Raw genomic sequence first — 17,873 nt, forward strand, 5'->3', positions numbered from 1 at the left:
TTTTTTGTCATGGTATTGCTATTCATTGGGTTTCTTTTCTATACCACACTAACTTGGATGTGGGACGATCAGCGATTGCCTCTCTCCAAAATAGTACTTCAAGGCGACTTAACTTACGTAACCGCTGGTGATGTTCAACATGCCTTTAGTGAGCTAGAGCACATTGGAACCTTCATGTCGCAAGACATCGGTGTGTTGCAAGACAGTTTAGAAGCGTTACCTTGGGTTTCAGTGGTCTCCATTCGTAAGCAGTGGCCAGACACAATAAAAGTATTTTTGACTGAGTACCATGCGGCAGCAATCTGGAACGGTAACATGCTGCTGAATGACGATGGTCAGGTGTTTAATGGTGATATCGGCCTGTTGAAGGGCGATAGAGTTAAGCTTTACGGCCCAGACGGCACCAGCCAAGAAGTGATAGAAAAGTGGCGACAGATAACCCCTTTGATTAACAGTCTAGGGTTAACCGTTACCTCTCTCGTTCTCAATGAGCGTCGCGCTTGGCAAATAATCCTAGATAACGGTATCCGTTTAGAACTAGGTAAAGATTCTTTAGATGAGCGTGTTGAACGCTTCATTTCGCTTTACAACGAACTTGGTAGTAAAGCGAATCAAGTGAGCTACATCGACCTCAGGTATGATACGGGAGCCGCTGTAGGCTGGTTTCCAGAGCAAGAGTTAGAAGAGAGCACAGATGACTAAGACCGCAGATGACAACATAATCGTTGGTCTTGATATAGGCACTGCGACCATATCAGCTCTGGTTGGTGAAATATTGCCTGATGGTCAAATCAATATCATTGGTTCTGGGCAAAGCCCATCCAGAGGTATGGATAAAGGTGGTGTAAACGACCTAGAGTCGGTAGTTAAGTCGGTTCAGCGAGCTATTGATCAAGCAGAGTTGATGGCGGAATGCCAAATCAGCAATGTATTTATCTCGCTATCGGGTAAACATATCGCAAGCCGAATTGAAAAAGGCATGGGCACTATCTCTGATGAAGAGGTGTCTCAAGACGATATGGATCGAGCGATCCATACCGCGAAATCAATTAAAATAGGTGATGAGCAGAGAATTCTGCACGTGATCCCACAAGAATTTACCATTGATTATCAAGAAGGGATTAAGAACCCACTTGGCTTATCTGGTGTTCGAATGGAAGTCAGTGTTCACCTAATTTCTTGCCATAGCGACATGGCGAGAAACATTATTAAAGCTGTTGAACGATGTGGTCTCACAGTAGAACAAATCGTGTTTTCAGGACTTGCCTCAAGCAATGCGGTAATTACTGAAGACGAGAGAGAGCTTGGAGTATGTGTTGTCGATATCGGTGCGGGTACAATGGATATTTCCATTTGGACTGGCGGCGCACTTCGACACACAGAAGTCTTTTCCTACGCAGGAAATGCAGTAACCAGTGATATTGCCTTCGCTTTCGGCACGCCAGTGAGCGATGCTGAAGAGATAAAAGTAAACCATGGTTGCGCTCTGAGTGAACTCGTAAGCAAGGATGACTCTGTTAACGTCCCAAGTGTTGGTGGTCGCCCATCGAGAAGTTTGCAACGACAAACTTTGTCGGAAGTGATTGAACCACGTTACACTGAACTTATGGGTCTCGTTAACCAAACTATTGATACGGTTCAATTACAGCTACGAGATGAAGGTATTAAACACCACCTTGCAGCTGGCGTCGTTCTCACTGGTGGAGCGGCACAAATTGACGGATTGGTAGAGTGTGCGGAACGTGTTTTCCGCAATCAAGTTCGAGTTGGTAAGCCGTTAGAAGTTAGTGGCTTAACTGACTATGTTAAAGAGCCGTATCATTCTACGGCGGTTGGTTTACTTCATTACGCAAGAGATTGTCAGATCAGTGATGAAGGTGATTACAGCGAACCTAAGCGTTCAGCACCTTCTATGTCTGGTTTATTTGGCAAATTGCGTAATTGGATACAAAAAGAGTTTTAACCTGAGTTGCAGGAAAAAACGGAGATAACACATGTTTGAACCGATGATGGAAATGTCTGACGATGCAGTAATTAAAGTCGTTGGAGTTGGTGGCGGTGGCGGTAACGCTGTTGAGCACATGGTACGTGAATCAATCGAAGGCGTAGAATTCATCAGTGTTAACACTGATGCACAAGCACTTCGTAAAACAAGCGTGAGCAGCGTGATCCAAATTGGTGGTGATATCACTAAAGGTTTGGGCGCTGGTGCAAACCCACAAGTAGGCCGTGATGCAGCTCTCGAAGATCGAGAAAGAATTAAAGAAGTTCTAACTGGCGCCGATATGGTATTTATCGCAGCTGGTATGGGCGGTGGGACTGGTACAGGTGCTGCTCCAGTTATTGCTGAAGTTGCGAAAGAGTTGGGTGTGCTGACGGTTGCTGTTGTAACTAAGCCATTTAGCTTTGAAGGCAAAAAGCGTTTAGCGTTTGCTGAGCAAGGTATTGAAGAGCTTTCTAAACATGTGGATTCATTAATTACGATTCCAAATGAAAAGCTACTTAAAGTACTTGGCCGCGGCGTAACTCTGCTAGAAGCTTTCGCAAGTGCAAATGATGTACTTAAAAACGCTGTACAAGGTATCGCTGAGCTAATTACTCGCCCTGGTATGATTAACGTCGATTTCGCGGATGTTCGCACCGTAATGTCTGAGATGGGTCATGCAATGATGGGTAGCGGTATCGCAAAAGGTGAAGACCGTGCTGAAGAAGCTGCTGAAACGGCAATTTCTAGCCCACTACTAGAAGACATCGACCTAGCTGGCGCACGTGGCGTTCTTGTGAACATCACAGCAGGCCTAGATATGCGTCTAGATGAATTCGAAACAGTAGGTAATACAGTTAAGGCATTCGCATCTGATAACGCAACAGTTGTGATTGGTACTTCTCTAGACCCTGATATGACGGATGAAATCCGTGTAACTGTTGTAGCAACAGGTATCGGCACAGAGAAAAAACCAGACATTACATTAGTTGCTGGTGGTAAAGCTAAGGTTGCACCAACTCCTCAACCACAGGTAGCGGCTCAAACTGCACCAAAAGTGGAAGAGAAAGTGGCACAACCATTGCAAGAAAAAACTGAGGTTAAACCTCAAGTTAAGCCGCAGCCAACAACGTCACCTGTTTCTTCAGGTACAGGCGCTAGCCAAAGTGCAGCACCTAAGGCTGAGAAAGAGAGTGGATACTTAGATATTCCAGCATTCTTACGACGTCAGGCTGATTAACAAATACCCAAAATTTGACTATCGTCGAATTAATGGTAAAATTCGCGGTCGGTAAATACTGACCGTGATTTGTAGCACTGATAACGAGGCAAGCAGATGATCAGACAACGTACTCTGAAAGAAATTGTGAAAACAACTGGTGTGGGTCTCCACTCTGGTCGTAAAGTCACACTTACTCTTCGCCCGGCAGCTGCAAATACAGGTATTGTTTATCGTCGTACAGATGTAAATCCACCTGTAGATTTCCCAGCTGATCCAGCGTCAGTTCGTGACACTATGCTATGTACAGCTCTTGTTAATGACGAAGGCGTACGTATCTCTACAGTGGAACACCTTAACGCAGCTTTAGCGGGTATGGGCATCGACAACATTATTGTTGAAGTAGATGCACCTGAGATCCCAATTATGGATGGTAGCGCAAGCCCATTCGTATACTTGCTACAGCAAGCGGGTGTAGAAACACTGAATGCAGCGAAGCGTTTTATTCGTATCAAAAAGCCTATCCGTTTTGAAGATGGCGATAAGTGGGCAGAATTTGTTCCATTTAACGGCTTCCGTATGGACTTTGAGATCGACTTTAACCACCCAGCTATTGAATCTGATGAGCAACGTTTGTTGTTTGATTTCTCTTCACAAGGTTTTGTGAAAGAAATTTCTCGCGCTCGTACTTTCGGCTTCATGCGCGACATTGAGTATCTACAATCTCAAAACCTAGTACTTGGCGGTAGCTTTGATAATGCTATCGTACTGGACGAATACCGAATTCTTAATGAAGAAGGTCTACGTTTTGACAATGAGTTCGTAACTCATAAAGTACTAGACGCGATTGGTGACTTGTACATGTGTGGACACGCTATTATTGGTGAGTTCCGTGCATACAAATCAGGTCACGGCCTAAACAACCAACTACTACGTGCAGTACTTGCTGACGCAGAAGCTTGGGAATGGGCAACATTCGAAGAAGAAGTAGGCTCTCCTGTTGCATTTGCTGAGCCAGGAATGGTTCTAGCGTAATTGTTGTTTACAGCAATATAAGATTTCGAAAACCAGGTCATTGACCTGGTTTTTTTGTATCTATTTTCCAGATACAGTGTCGTCAACATCCGAAAGTTGTCTCCCAATGAGCTGCAGTCTGGCCAATCCATCAGCAATTAGAAAGAAAAGTTCCAAGCACATCAAACAAATGGGGTTATAAATGGTTGTTGATGTGAAAATTACTTACACTAAAGGGCATTAATTTTAACTCAAGCCTTGAAAACTCTACTCTCAAGTACAATATCAAAGATACTAGATTTATCTCAGTATCCTTGGTTAGTAACTGAAGACTAGTTCATAGCTAGTAGAGACACTGACGGCATTTAAAATAGATCGCGGACGATCTGAGAACGAAGAGATTCCAAGCACATGATTACTAAGCTGCTGACAAAGGTAATTGGCAGTCGCAATGACAGAACACTGCGCCGCCTTAGAAAAATTGTAAAAGAAATTAATAACTACGAACCAACGTTTGAAGCTCTTTCAGACGAAGAGCTAAAAGCAAAAACGGTTGAGTTTCGTGAGCGCTTAGATAAAGGTGAATCGCTAGACCAACTTCTACCTGAAGCATTTGCTACGGTACGTGAAGCGTCTAAGCGTGTTTACGGCATGCGTCACTTTGACGTGCAAATGATTGGTGGCATGGTTCTAAATGCTGGCCAAATTGCAGAAATGCGTACTGGTGAAGGTAAGACTCTTACAGCAACCCTACCAGCTTATCTTAACGCCCTACCTAGCAAAGGTGTTCACGTAGTAACGGTGAACGACTACCTAGCGAAGCGTGATGCGGAAACAAACCGCCCATTATTTGAATTCCTTGGTATGACTGTTGGCGTAAACGTGCCAAACATGGCTCCACCAGAGAAGAAAGAAGCGTACCAAGCGGATATCCTATACGGAACAAACAACGAGTTTGGCTTCGATTACCTACGTGACAACATGGCTTTCCGTGCTGAAGATCGTGTTCAACGTGAGCGCTTCTTTGCTGTTGTCGATGAGGTTGACTCAATCTTAATCGATGAAGCTCGTACTCCACTTATTATCTCTGGCCCAGCTGAAGATAGTTCAGATCTTTACACGCGTATTAACACGTTGATCCCTAACCTTGAGCGCCAAGATAAAGAAGATTCTGAAGAGTACCGTGGTGAAGGTCACTACACCATGGACGAGAAATCGAAACAGGTTCACCTGACTGAAAACGGTCAAGAATTTGTAGAAGAGCTAATGGTCAAAAACGGCCTGATGGAAGAGGGTGACACGCTTTACTCTCCAACTAATATCAGCCTATTGCACCATGTTAATGCAGCGCTGCGTGCACACGTACTGTTTGAGAAAGACGTCGACTACATCGTTACTGAAGAAGGCGAAGTGGTTATCGTTGATGAACATACTGGTCGTACTATGCCAGGTCGTCGTTGGTCTGAAGGTTTACACCAAGCTGTTGAAGCTAAAGAAGGTGTGAAGATTCAGAATGAAAACCAGACGCTAGCATCGATTACATTCCAGAACTTCTTCCGTCTATACGAAAAACTGTCAGGTATGACAGGTACAGCCGATACAGAAGCTTTCGAATTCCAGTCTATCTACGGCCTAGAAACAGTGGTTATCCCAACCAACAAGCCTATGGTTCGTAACGATATGCCAGATGTGGTTTATCGTACCGAAGAAGACAAGTTCAATGCGATCATTGAAGACATCAAAGACCGTGTAGCTGCTGGTCAGCCATCATTGGTTGGTACGGTTTCTATCGAGAAGTCTGAACTACTGTCTAACGCACTGAAAAAAGCAAAAATTAAGCACAGCGTTCTAAATGCTAAATTCCACGAAATGGAAGCAGAGATCGTTGCACAAGCTGGTATGCCGAGTGCGGTAACTATCGCAACTAACATGGCTGGTCGTGGTACCGATATCGTATTAGGTGGTAGCTGGCAGGCACAAGTTGAGAAGCTAGAGAATCCAACCAAAGAGCAGATCGAGAAGATCAAAGCTGACTGGAGAGTAATCCACGATAAAGTGCTTGAGTCAGGTGGTCTGCACATCATTGGTACTGAGCGTCATGAATCTCGCCGTATCGACAACCAGCTACGTGGTCGTTCTGGTCGTCAAGGTGATGCGGGTTCTTCTCGTTTCTACCTATCAATGGAAGATTCTCTGCTACGTATCTTCACATCGGATCGTATGGCTGGTCTTATCCAAAGTGGTATGGACGAAGGCGAAGCGATCGAATCTAAGATGCTTTCTCGCTCAATTGAAAAAGCACAACGTAAAGTTGAAGGTCGTAACTTCGATATTCGTAAGCAGCTTCTTGAGTACGATGATGTAGCCAATGACCAACGTAAAGTGGTTTATGAGCTTCGTGATGAACTGATGAGATCTGACGATATCAGCGAGATGATCGAACACAACCGTGAAGATGTATTGGCATCAGTGATTGATGAATACATCGCACCTCAGTCTCTTGAAGATATGTGGGATATCGCGGGTCTGCAAGATCGTCTGAAGAATGACTTCGATCTAGACTTTGATATTCAAGGTTGGTTAGACGAAGACGACAAGCTTTATGAAGAAGCATTGCGTGAGCGTATTCTTGCTATGGCGGTTGATTCGTACAAACAGAAAGAAGAAGTGGTTGGTGCTCAAGTACTGCGTAACTTCGAGAAATCTGTGATGCTACAAACGCTAGACGGCCTTTGGAAAGAGCACTTGGCTGCGATGGATCACCTTCGTCAAGGTATCCACTTACGTGGTTATGCTCAGAAGAACCCGAAACAAGAGTACAAGCGCGAGTCGTTTGAACTGTTTGAAGGCCTACTAGATGTACTGAAAACAGACGTTGTTACCATCCTTTCTAAAGTGCGCGTTCAGCAACAAGAAGAAGTTGAAAAGATGGAAGCTCAACGTCAAGCTCAAGCTGAAGAAGCGGCGCGTCGTGCACAAGCGCAACATGCAACAGCTGAAAACCAGCTAGCTGACGATGAAGCTGAAGCGGCATCTCCACAAACGGTAGTGCGTGACGAGCGTAAAGTTGGCCGTAACGAGCCATGCCCATGTGGTAGCGGTAAGAAGTACAAGCAGTGTCACGGTAAAATCGCGTAAGTTTAATGAATCGTTGCTGTAGCGCATGATAGCTGCGTTGGTGGTACTCACTTACAGTCGTAAGCTCCGTGCCACCGCCTTGCTCTCATACACTACAACTTAGCTTCATAAAACTGACAAATAGAATATAAAGAGTCGCTTAGGCGGCTCTTTTTGTATGTAAATTTCATGGCTTACTTTGTTACGCAAGGAAGTTGTCATTCCCTATAGCGAGGAGTGAGCGTAGTAGGGAATCTTGTTTAGTTAGGCTCGCGTAGTTTTAGATCCCCAACTCAGTCGTTCCTCTTTCTTGAGGATGACGTATTTAGGGACTATGTGAGTTCAGCGTTTTATTAAGGAACACCATCAATGAAAAGAATCCATATCGTAGCGGGTATTATCTTCAATCAAGATAAGTCACAGGTCTTTATCACTAAGCGTCCAGATGACAAGCACAAAGGTGGCTTCTGGGAATTTCCAGGTGGCAAGGTTGAAGAGGGCGAAACTATTGAGCAAGCGATGACTCGCGAGCTTGATGAAGAGGTCGGTATCAAGGTGACCGAGCAGTCTCTGTTTGAGCATCTTGAATTTGATTACACGGATAAGTCACTTAAGTTCGATTTCATTCTCGTGACTGATTTTGAAGAGCAGCCTTATGGTAAAGAAGGTCAGCAAGGTGAATGGGTAAGCCTAGAATCATTGAATCAATACGCCTTCCCAGAGGCAAATGTGCCAATTTTAGAGCGAGTAATAAAAGAGTTTTCGTAATTGCTAGCCTGAGTTTGAGATTGTTGTTAGTTTAAAGAGATTAATCGATTGAACGTTGCTGCAAGAGATAAGTGGCAACGGTAACCAAAACAATGGAGATATTCGCAGTGGTAAGAATTGCAATTGCAGGAGCAGCGGGCCGCATGGGCCGCAACTTGGTGAAAGCCGCTCATCATAATTCAGAAGCAAGTGTTGGAGCTGGTTCAGAGCGTCCAGAGTCATCTTTGGTCGGCGTAGATGTCGGCGAGTTATGCGGTGAAGGTCGTTTTGATGTTGCTTTAGTCGATGATTTGTCTAAAGCCATCGAAGAGTTTGATGTGATTGTCGATTTTACTGCCCCTGTTAGCACATTAGCGAATATTGAACTTTGTAAATGTCACGGTAAAAAACTGATCATCGGTACAACGGGCTTCTCTGAAGAAGAGAAGCAGGTGATTGATGCTGCTTCAAAAGAGATGGCTATCGTAATGGCACCTAACTACAGCGTTGGTGTGAACCTGGTCTTTAAGCTGCTAGAGAAGGCCGCTAAAGTGATGGGCGATTACTGTGATGTCGAGATCGTTGAGGCTCATCACCGTCATAAAGTCGATGCACCGTCAGGTACTGCGATTGGTATGGGCGAAGCTATTGCGGGTGCTATGGGCAACGAGCTGAACGATGTAGCTGTATGGTCACGCGAGGGTATTACTGGCGAGCGCACTAAAGATGAGATTGGTTTCGCGACGATTCGTGCCGGTGACATTATTGGTGAACACACCGCTATGTTTGCTGATATCGGTGAACGAGTGGAAATTACCCATAAAGCCACTGATCGAATGACCTTTGCTAATGGCGCAATCAAGGCCGCGGTTTGGTTAAATGATAAACCAGCAGGCTTTTATACCATGACGGATGTGCTTGGTTTGAATGACCTATAAATAGATATTTATGCGCTGGCAATTGCCGGCGCTTTCTTTATTTGGTGCCTTTTCCTTAGTAATCTCACTTCTCCGATCTTCCTTCTACTTTCTTCTTATCGCCTTTTTGACTCCATTTCTATGCTGTTTATGTGGTCTTTAGTATGTTTTTTGTTTTAGATCTTTAAATTGTCATGTTTTCTCTTGGTATTTATCGATTGCGTTTTGTTGCTGATATTTTTATCACTCTATGGTTGGCTAAAATGAGGGGTGAAAATTAGAAAATCGTAATATTCGAGCTAAATGCGTATGAAAGTTGAACTTTTGGAGCTTTGAGGGGGTAAATTGAATTAGTCCTTACAAATGTTTAATTTCTTTTGAGTTAAATGTTGACACGTATCACGCAGATCACTAAAATACCGCCAATTTGTCTAATTTCCATAAACACGCAGTTTTTGGTGTTGCAGGAAGGTAGATTTGCAAATTAAATCAATTTTAATGCATTTTTATTTCTGGAGGTTGTCTTGAAGAAGTCAGCACTACTCGTCCTAGAAGATGGGACAGTATTTCACGGTGAAGCCATTGGCGCTGTAGGTTCTGCAGTTGGTGAAGTCGTTTTTAATACCTCGATGACGGGGTACCAAGAAATCCTCACTGATCCTTCCTATTCTCAACAAATCGTTACCCTTACTTACCCTCACATTGGCAATACCGGAACCAATTCCGAAGACGAAGAATCTTCTTCAATCCACGCTCAAGGCCTTGTGATTCGCGATCTCCCTCTAATCGCTTCTAACTTCCGTAATGAACAATCCCTTTCTGATTACCTTAAGTCGCAAAACGTTGTTGGTATCGCTGATATCGATACTCGTAAGCTGACGCGTATTCTTCGTGAAAAAGGCGCACAGAACGGTTGTATCGTAGCTGGCTCTTCAGTAAACGATGGAAACCTAGACGAAGCTCTAGCTCTTGCTAAAGCAAAAGAATTCCCTGGCCTGAAAGGTATGGACCTTGCGAAAGAAGTTACAACAAAAGAAGCGTATCAATGGAAACAAGGTTCGTGGACGCTTACGGGTGGACTTCCTGAAGCGAAAGCAGACTCAGAATTGCCATACCACGTTGTTGCTTATGACTTCGGTGCAAAACGAAACATCCTACGAATGCTTGTTGACCGCGGCTGCCGCCTAACGGTTGTTCCTGCTGAGACTTCAGCTGAAGAAGTACTTGCTCTGAACCCAGACGGTGTTTTCCTTTCAAATGGCCCTGGTGACCCAGAACCATGTACTTACGCAATTGAAGCGACAAAAGTGTTCCTAGAAAAAGGCTTACCAATCTTCGGTATCTGTCTAGGTCACCAGATTCTTGCTCTTGCGTCAGGCGCTAAGACAGTGAAGATGAAGTTTGGTCACCACGGCGCAAACCACCCGGTTAAAGATTTAGATCGTGATGTTGTGATGATTACTTCGCAAAACCACGGCTTTGCTGCTGACGAAGAAACCCTTCCAGAGACACTACGTGCAACGCACAAATCACTATTTGATGGTTCTCTACAAGGTATTCACCGTACAGACAAACCAGCATTCAGCTTCCAAGGTCACCCTGAAGCAAGCCCAGGTCCAGAAGACGCAGCGCCGTTATTCGACCACTTTATTGAACTAATCAAACAGCACACAGCGTAATTCGGAGTAGTAGACAATGCCAAAACGTACTGACATTAAAAGTATTCTTATTCTAGGTGCTGGCCCGATCGTTATCGGTCAAGCATGTGAGTTCGATTACTCTGGTGCTCAAGCTTGTAAAGCGCTTCGCGAAGAAGGTTACCGAGTTATTCTTGTAAACTCGAACCCAGCGACAATCATGACTGACCCAGACATGGCAGATGCAACTTACATCGAGCCTATCCAATGGGAAGTTGTGCGTAACATCATCGCTAAAGAGAAGCCTGATGCAGTTCTACCTACTATGGGTGGCCAAACTGCATTGAACTGTGCTCTAGACCTAGAAAAGCACGGCGTTCTTGAAGAGTTCGGTGTTGAAATGATTGGTGCAACGGCTGACGCTATCGATAAAGCAGAAGACCGTTCACGCTTCGATAAAGCAATGAAAGCAATTGGCCTTGAGTGTCCAACTGCTGATACAGCGAAAACGATGGAAGAAGCTTACAAAGTTTTAGACATGGTTGGCTTCCCTTGTATCATTCGTCCATCGTTCACGATGGGTGGTACTGGTGGCGGTATCGCTTACAACAAAGAAGAATTTGAAGAAATCTGTCGTCGTGGTTTGGATCTATCTCCAACTAATGAACTTCTTATCGATGAATCACTTATCGGTTGGAAAGAGTACGAGATGGAAGTGGTTCGTGACAAAAACGACAACTGCATCATCGTATGTGCGATTGAAAACTTCGACCCAATGGGTATTCACACAGGTGACTCAATCACTGTGGCTCCAGCTCAAACGCTGACAGATAAAGAATACCAACTAATGCGTAACGCATCTCTAGCAGTACTGCGTGAGATTGGTGTTGAAACAGGTGGTTCAAACGTACAGTTTGGTATCAACCCGAAAGATGGCCGTATGGTTATCATCGAGATGAACCCACGTGTATCTCGCTCTTCTGCACTAGCTTCTAAAGCAACAGGTTTCCCAATCGCTAAGATTGCAGCGAAACTGGCTGTTGGCTTCACGCTAGACGAGCTAATGAATGACATCACTGGCGGCGCAACTCCAGCATCATTCGAACCAACAATCGACTACGTAGTAACTAAGATTCCTCGTTTTAACTTCGAGAAGTTTGCAGGTGCTAACGACCGCCTAACGACGCAAATGAAGTCGGTTGGTGAAGTTATGGCTATCGGCCGTAACCAACAAGAATCTCTACAAAAAGCACTTCGCGGCCTAGAAGTTGGCGCGACTGGTTTTGACGAAATGGTAGACCTAGACGCACCAGATGCTCTAACGACTATCCGTCACGAACTTAAAGAAGCTGGCGCAGAGCGTATTTGGTACATCGCTGACGCATTCCGTGCTGGTATGTCGGTAGATGGTGTATTCAACCTAACGCAAATCGACCGTTGGTTCCTAGTTCAAATCGAAGACATCGTTAAGCTAGAGCAAGAACTTAAAGCGAAAGGCTTTGCTGGTCTAAATAAAGACGAGCTAAACAAGCTTAAGCGTAAAGGTTTTGCTGATGCGCGCCTATCTAAGATTCTAGGTGTGGCGGAAAGCGAAATCCGTCGTCTACGTGACCAATACGATATCCACCCGGTATACAAGCGTGTAGATACGTGTGCAGCTGAGTTCTCTTCAGATACGGCTTACATGTACTCATCTTACGATGACGAGTGTGAAGCAAACCCAACAGACAAAGAAAAAATCATGATTCTAGGCGGCGGTCCAAACCGTATCGGCCAAGGCATTGAATTTGACTACTGTTGTGTACACGCATCACTAGCGCTACGTGAAGATGGCTACGAAACTATCATGGTTAACTGTAACCCTGAGACAGTTTCTACAGACTACGATACGTCTGACCGTCTGTACTTCGAACCAGTAACTCTGGAAGACGTACTAGCAATCGCTCGTGTTGAGAAGCCAAAAGGCGTTATCGTTCAGTACGGTGGTCAAACGCCACTTAAACTGGCACGTGCTCTTGAAGCTGCTGGCGTACCAATCATCGGTACTAGCCCAGACGCAATCGACCGTGCAGAAGACCGTGAGCGTTTCCAAGTTGCTGTAGACCGTCTAGGCCTACTTCAACCAGAAAACGCGACAGTAACAACAATGGAGCAAGCGGTAGAGAAATCTCGTGAAATCGGCTTCCCACTTGTTGTACGTCCTTCTTACGTACTTGGTGGTCGTGCGATGGAAATCGTATACGACGAGCAAGACCTACGTCGCTACTTCAACGAAGCAGTTAGCGTATCAAACGAATCTCCAGTACTACTTGATAGCTTCCTAGATGACGCTGTTGAAGTAGACGTAGATGCGATTTGTGACGGTGAGCGCGTTGTAATCGGCGGTATTATGGAGCACATCGAGCAAGCGGGTGTTCACTCTGGTGACTCAGCATGTTCTCTTCCTGCATACACGCTAAGCCAAGAAATCCAAGACGTAATGCGCGAGCAAGTTGAAAAGCTAGCGTTCGAGTTGGGTGTTCGTGGTCTGATGAACACGCAGTTTGCTGTTAAGAACAATGAAGTGTACCTAATCGAGGTTAACCCTCGTGCAGCACGTACGGTTCCATTCGTATCTAAAGCAACTGGTGCGCCAATCGCTAAGATTGCCGCTCGTGTAATGGCGGGTCAATCTCTAGAGTCTCAAGGCTTTACGAAAGAAATCATCCCACCTTACTACTCAGTGAAAGAAGTTGTACTTCCATTCAACAAGTTCCCTGGTGTTGACCCACTGTTAGGCCCAGAAATGCGCTCTACTGGTGAAGTTATGGGTGTTGGTGCGACGTTCGCAGAAGCATACTCTAAAGCTGAATTGGGTTGTGGTAACATCTACCCAGAAGGCGGTCGTGCACTTCTTTCTGTTCGCGAAGGCGACAAAGAGCGTGTTGTTGACCTAGCATCTAAACTATCTAAGCTTGGTTACCAGCTAGACGCAACTCACGGTACTGCGGTTATCCTTGGCGAAGCGGGCATCAACCCACGTCTAGTAAACAAAGTACACGAAGGTCGTCCTCACATTCTTGACCGTATCAAGAACAACGAGTATACGTACATCGTGAACACTGCAGCTGGCCGTCAAGCGATTGAAGATTCTAAAGTTCTTCGTCGTGGTGCACTTGCTGAGAAAGTTAACTACACGACTACGCTAAATGCTGCATTCGCGACTTGTATGGCGCACACTGCAGACGCGAAAACGTCAGTAACTTCAGTTCAAGAGCTACACGCTCAGGTTAAAGCTTCTCAAGCTTAATCGCCTAAAGTGTATCGCTGATATGCGGATATAAATGCTCAAAGCCCACTCCTCGGAGTGGGCTTTTTTATGTCTGTTATTCCGCGGTAGCTTAATGATGAATATTTGGAATAGGTTAGAATCTTGTGTTTCGTTATTGCTCGTCTGCTGTGAGTGGTAACTTGTCGTTACACAGGACTTTAAGGCGTTGGGTATATGGAAATCACTCTAGAAATATTGGCTATCTTGTTTGTTGTTGCAACGGCAGCAGGCTTTATTGATGCAATGGCTGGCGGCGGTGGGTTACTGACTCTACCTGCATTGCTAGCGGCTGGAGTTCCACCCACGCAGGCACTGGCAACCAACAAACTCCAAAGCTCATTTGGCAGCTTCTCCGCGAGTTGGTATTTCGTGCGCAACGGTATCGTCAGCATCAAAGAGATGCGCCTTGCTATCTTTTGTACCTTTATTGGCTCTGCAATTGGCGCTGAGTTAGTCCAGCACATTGATGCGAGCCTACTGACCAGTGTGATACCGCTGCTGCTTATCGCTATCTCTCTCTATTTCCTGTTGGCACCGCAAACTAGAGCGTCTGAAGGAAAACAGAAGATCTCTGAGGCGATGTTTGCTCTGTGTGTAGGTGGTGGAGTTGGTTTCTATGATGGTTTCTTTGGCCCAGGAACAGGTTCTATCTTCACAGTCTGCTTTGTTGCGATTGGTCACTTCTCGTTAGTCGATGCTACGGCGCGCACCAAGGTACTTAATTTCACCTCTAATATTGCCGCATTGATCTTCTTTATTTTGGCTGGCTTGCCTATTTGGGAGTTAGGATTAGTGATGGCGGTTGGCGGTTTTATGGGCGCTCAGCTTGGCGCTAAAGTGGTGGTGACAAAAGGGCAGAAATGGATTCGACCCCTTGTGATCGTTATGTCGATGCTAATGGCGTCTAAACTGCTTTGGGAACAGCATCAACAATGGATTCTATCAGTGTTTTAACTCGTGGAGACTGGTAACTATTTGGTCTGACACAGATATGAATCGGCCGAATCAAGCCTGCTAATTCGGTGAAGCTATACAGATATTGAGGCTCAATATCGAGTGTTTTTACGATAGAGAGCGGTATTAACGCTGGCCCAGTCCCGCCCAATGCAAGTTGCGCCGCTGCGGTGTAGGCATCCATCTCCATCAAGGGTTTGATACCAAACTTCTCTAATACAGAAAGTTGATAAGAATTGGCAGGGTTGGTCATGTCGTTAGTGATGACCATTGGAGGAAGCTCCGTTAGCGGTGACTTACTCACTATGTAAAACGGCTCATCAAATAGATGGAAGGTCATCAACCCATGATGCGGTGGCAGTAAGCCAGCACACAACCCCAAGGTCGCCTTACCAGATTGCACTCGCTCTATGATTCTCGGCGTGTGGTTGGTGGTAATGGTGATGTACTTATCTTGCTGGATGAACTGGCCCATCATCTCACCTAAATAACCGGCTATCAGAGACTTAGAGCTGTCTAGGGTGATGAGAGTAGTATCTTCCAACTCTTGCTGTTCATAAATAAGCCCGCGAAGTTCATTGAATGTCGGGCCAATACTCTCTATTAATGCTATCGCATCTGGCGTGAGTTTTATCTGTCGGCCACTCGGTTCAATGAGCTTTTTACCTAGCTTCTTTTCTAAATTCGCAATCCGTTTGCTGACCGCTGATTGGCTGATATAAAGCAAACTGCCTGTGCGGCTCATGGTCTTTGCTTTACTCAATACCAGTAGAGTTTCGATTCCTTCGAGTAGCATTGGGTTATATTCATGAAATTTGGGAATGATTGTTTCAACTTACCTCAAACAACATTCATTCTCTAGTCTTGATATCTATTTAGTTTAGGTTCTCTTAACTAGACTCGCGATGCGCTGACCAAAATAGAAAGCAGTCTGAAGATCGTTACTGTTGATGTGACTATTGGTGCTATCTGCCGTCTCATCTTCACTGGCGACCAAACCAATGCTTGACCCTGTGCGATTCAAACCTAAGTCATCAATGTGCTTTGAGATATCAAGCCCAGCCCAAATCATGCCATGCTGACAGGCCAGAGTGAAAAAGCTCAACAAGGTTTGTTGCTGCTCACCGTTAAGGCTGCCGCCAGTGGTAAAGCCTGCTGCGAGTTTATTTCGCCATGCTTTCTTACAATAGCTATCACTACTTGCATCCAGAAAGCTCTTAAACTGCGCGGCTGGTGAACCCATATAAGTCGGGGAGCCAAAGATAATGGCGTCACAGCTGTCTAATGACTTGAGCTTATCATCATTGTCATACCTTCCTTCGACCACTTCAGAAGATAGCACTTCGACAAGGAGTACTGAGTTAGGTTGTTGAGTGTTAATGCCTTCAGCGATTGTCTCAGCAACTTGCTTAGTTGCTCCATTCTTAGAGAAGAAAACAATGCCCACTTTACCAATACTCATCTTGAACTCCCTTTTGCCAATGTTAGTAAATACATTTATTTATAAAGCTATTTGTTTATTAATATAGCCTGCGAATTAGATAAGTAAACAAAAAACATTACTAACCTCTTGGCTAATGGACTAACTAAATTGAGTGTTAGGAAAAGAAGGGATCTTTGAAGAGTGGAAATAGAGGGTATAAGTGATTTTAAACGTGATTAAAAAAGGCCCCTTTGCGGAGCCTTTCTCTTTGTAACGATAGCTTATTTGATGGCGAAGGTCGGCAATGATAACTTCCAGATATATCGTAGAGCGATGGCACTGAGTTGTTTTAGCTATTTCAGGAATTGCTGATAATTCATGCTACAACTGCTTGTTTCTTTGGTGAGAAGAGCGCACTACTTTCAGCAGTTGTCGTCTTCTATACCTTTCCATGAATGTTGCACTTATGATCTGAAATCAGGCCTAGTTACTTATCTGTTTTGTTGTCTTCAGTGGCGTTGTTGCCTAAATTAGTTGAACCTTTTCCAAGTCCTGTGATCTGATCATTTGAAACGATTGGAATGGTGGTGATATGGGTAAAGCAAACAAGAAGATAACTAACTGGACGGAGTACAATAAGGCTCTTTGTAAACGTGGTTCGGTTACATTCTGGATAGATGATTCAGCCGTAGATGCATGGCGATGCAAAACTCATCATGGTAAGCGTGGGAGAGGCTTTCAGTACTCTGATACAGCGATTGAAACCGCCTTGATGATTAAGGGCATCTTCTCTCTTCCTTTACGTGCTCTTCAAGGCTTTATCGACTCTATCTTTGAGCTATTGGATGTTCCACTGACGTCCCCTGACTACACCTGTATCAGCAAACGCTCGAAGACAGTTCAGGTCAAATATCGCAATAAATCGAGAGGGGCTATTCGCCATATAGCCATTGATTCTACTGGCCTCAAAGTCTTTGGTGAGGGGGAGTGGAAAGTGAAAAAGCATGGTACAGAAAAACGTAGGACATGGCGCAAACTGCACTTAGCTGTGGATGTGGATACTCACGAAGCGATTAGTGCGGAAGTCAGTCTTGTAAATGTAGGCGATAGTGAAGTGTTACCGACGTTACTCAACCCACTACGTAGAAAGGTCGCTGCCGTATCCGCCGATGGAGCATATGACACAAAAAATTGCCACGAGACTCTGAAAAATAAAGGCTGTACTCTGTTAATACCGCCTCGAAAGAATGCAGCTCTTTGGGAAGACGGTCATCCCAGAAACAAAGCGGTAATGGCTCTGAGAGATGGAACAATGTCGGAATGGAAAACAGAGTCTGGTTATCACTATCGTTCAATATCTGAGACTGCTATGTCCCGATATAAAGGACTAACAAGCGATAAATTGAGCTTGAGATGTTACAACGCTCAAGTGGGCGAAATCATGGCGAATGTCAAAGCGATTAACAAAGTCATAGGACTAGGTATGCCTGTTAGAAGCTAACGATTAGTCAAATTTGGCGTCGTTGAACCTCACATAGACAGGATCTTAAG

13 protein-coding genes are annotated in these 17,873 nt (G+C 44.8%); 11 read left to right on the forward strand and 2 right to left on the reverse strand.

Going from position 1 to position 17,873, the window contains the following annotated elements; genetic code table 11:
• Positions 1-9: 9 nt before the first annotated feature.
• The 10 genes from AB4623_RS10790 to AB4623_RS10835 all read left to right on the forward strand — a co-directional run bounded on the left by AB4623_RS10790 (position 10) and on the right by AB4623_RS10835 (position 14,899).
• The gene (locus tag AB4623_RS10790) at positions 10-702 is read left to right on the forward strand and encodes a cell division protein FtsQ/DivIB (protein ID WP_017059290.1); all 693 of its coding nucleotides are present in this window, start codon (positions 10-12) and stop codon (positions 700-702) included.
• Complete coding sequence (gene ftsA, locus AB4623_RS10795; RefSeq protein WP_010434747.1) at positions 695-1,963, forward strand: cell division protein FtsA; 1,269 nt, start codon at positions 695-697, stop codon at positions 1,961-1,963. Before AB4623_RS10790 ends, ftsA begins: the two co-directional genes overlap by 8 nt.
• A gap of 31 nt (positions 1,964-1,994) precedes the next feature.
• Entirely contained in the window at positions 1,995-3,224 is a 1,230-nt protein-coding gene (ftsZ, locus tag AB4623_RS10800) for a cell division protein FtsZ (RefSeq protein ID WP_017059291.1), read from the forward strand.
• Positions 3,225-3,320: 96 nt separating this feature from the next.
• Positions 3,321-4,238 (forward strand): UDP-3-O-acyl-N-acetylglucosamine deacetylase, encoded by a 918-nt coding sequence (lpxC, locus tag AB4623_RS10805; RefSeq protein ID WP_010434751.1) that lies wholly within the window; start codon positions 3,321-3,323, stop codon positions 4,236-4,238.
• Positions 4,239-4,628: 390 nt separating this feature from the next.
• The gene (secA, locus tag AB4623_RS10810) at positions 4,629-7,355 is read left to right on the forward strand and encodes a preprotein translocase subunit SecA (protein WP_372146374.1); all 2,727 of its coding nucleotides are present in this window, start codon (positions 4,629-4,631) and stop codon (positions 7,353-7,355) included.
• Between the two features lie 348 nt (positions 7,356-7,703).
• Positions 7,704-8,102, forward strand: coding sequence for an 8-oxo-dGTP diphosphatase MutT (gene mutT, locus AB4623_RS10815; protein ID WP_017062897.1), 399 nt, complete (start codon positions 7,704-7,706; stop codon positions 8,100-8,102).
• Between the two features lie 92 nt (positions 8,103-8,194).
• The gene (gene dapB / locus AB4623_RS10820) at positions 8,195-9,019 is read left to right on the forward strand and encodes a 4-hydroxy-tetrahydrodipicolinate reductase (RefSeq protein WP_372146376.1); all 825 of its coding nucleotides are present in this window, start codon (positions 8,195-8,197) and stop codon (positions 9,017-9,019) included.
• A gap of 503 nt (positions 9,020-9,522) precedes the next feature.
• The gene (gene carA, locus AB4623_RS10825) at positions 9,523-10,677 is read left to right on the forward strand and encodes a glutamine-hydrolyzing carbamoyl-phosphate synthase small subunit (protein ID WP_010434758.1); all 1,155 of its coding nucleotides are present in this window, start codon (positions 9,523-9,525) and stop codon (positions 10,675-10,677) included.
• A gap of 16 nt (positions 10,678-10,693) precedes the next feature.
• Positions 10,694-13,924, forward strand: coding sequence for a carbamoyl-phosphate synthase large subunit (carB, locus tag AB4623_RS10830; protein ID WP_017059294.1), 3,231 nt, complete (start codon positions 10,694-10,696; stop codon positions 13,922-13,924).
• A gap of 195 nt (positions 13,925-14,119) precedes the next feature.
• Entirely contained in the window at positions 14,120-14,899 is a 780-nt protein-coding gene (locus AB4623_RS10835; protein WP_010434762.1) for a TSUP family transporter, read from the forward strand.
• Here the strand turns inward: AB4623_RS10835 and AB4623_RS10840 are convergent.
• The gene (locus tag AB4623_RS10840) at positions 14,850-15,695 is read right to left on the reverse strand and encodes a LysR family transcriptional regulator (RefSeq protein ID WP_372146378.1); all 846 of its coding nucleotides are present in this window, start codon (positions 15,693-15,695) and stop codon (positions 14,850-14,852) included. The two genes, AB4623_RS10835 and AB4623_RS10840, sit on opposite strands and share 50 nt — an antisense overlap.
• 84 nt (positions 15,696-15,779) lie before the next feature.
• On the reverse strand, positions 15,780-16,361 hold the full coding sequence (locus tag AB4623_RS10845) for a flavodoxin family protein (protein WP_372146380.1): 582 nt from the start codon (positions 16,359-16,361) through the stop codon (positions 15,780-15,782).
• Between the two features lie 553 nt (positions 16,362-16,914).
• Here AB4623_RS10845 and AB4623_RS10850 point away from each other — a divergent pair.
• Complete coding sequence (locus AB4623_RS10850) at positions 16,915-17,823, forward strand: IS5 family transposase (RefSeq protein ID WP_372146382.1); 909 nt, start codon at positions 16,915-16,917, stop codon at positions 17,821-17,823.
• The last annotated feature ends 50 nt before the right edge of the window (positions 17,824-17,873 follow it).

The sequence above is a fragment of the Vibrio sp. 10N.222.52.C12 genome (assembly GCF_041474215.1).
Classification (GTDB): domain Bacteria; phylum Pseudomonadota; class Gammaproteobacteria; order Enterobacterales; family Vibrionaceae; genus Vibrio; species Vibrio crassostreae_C.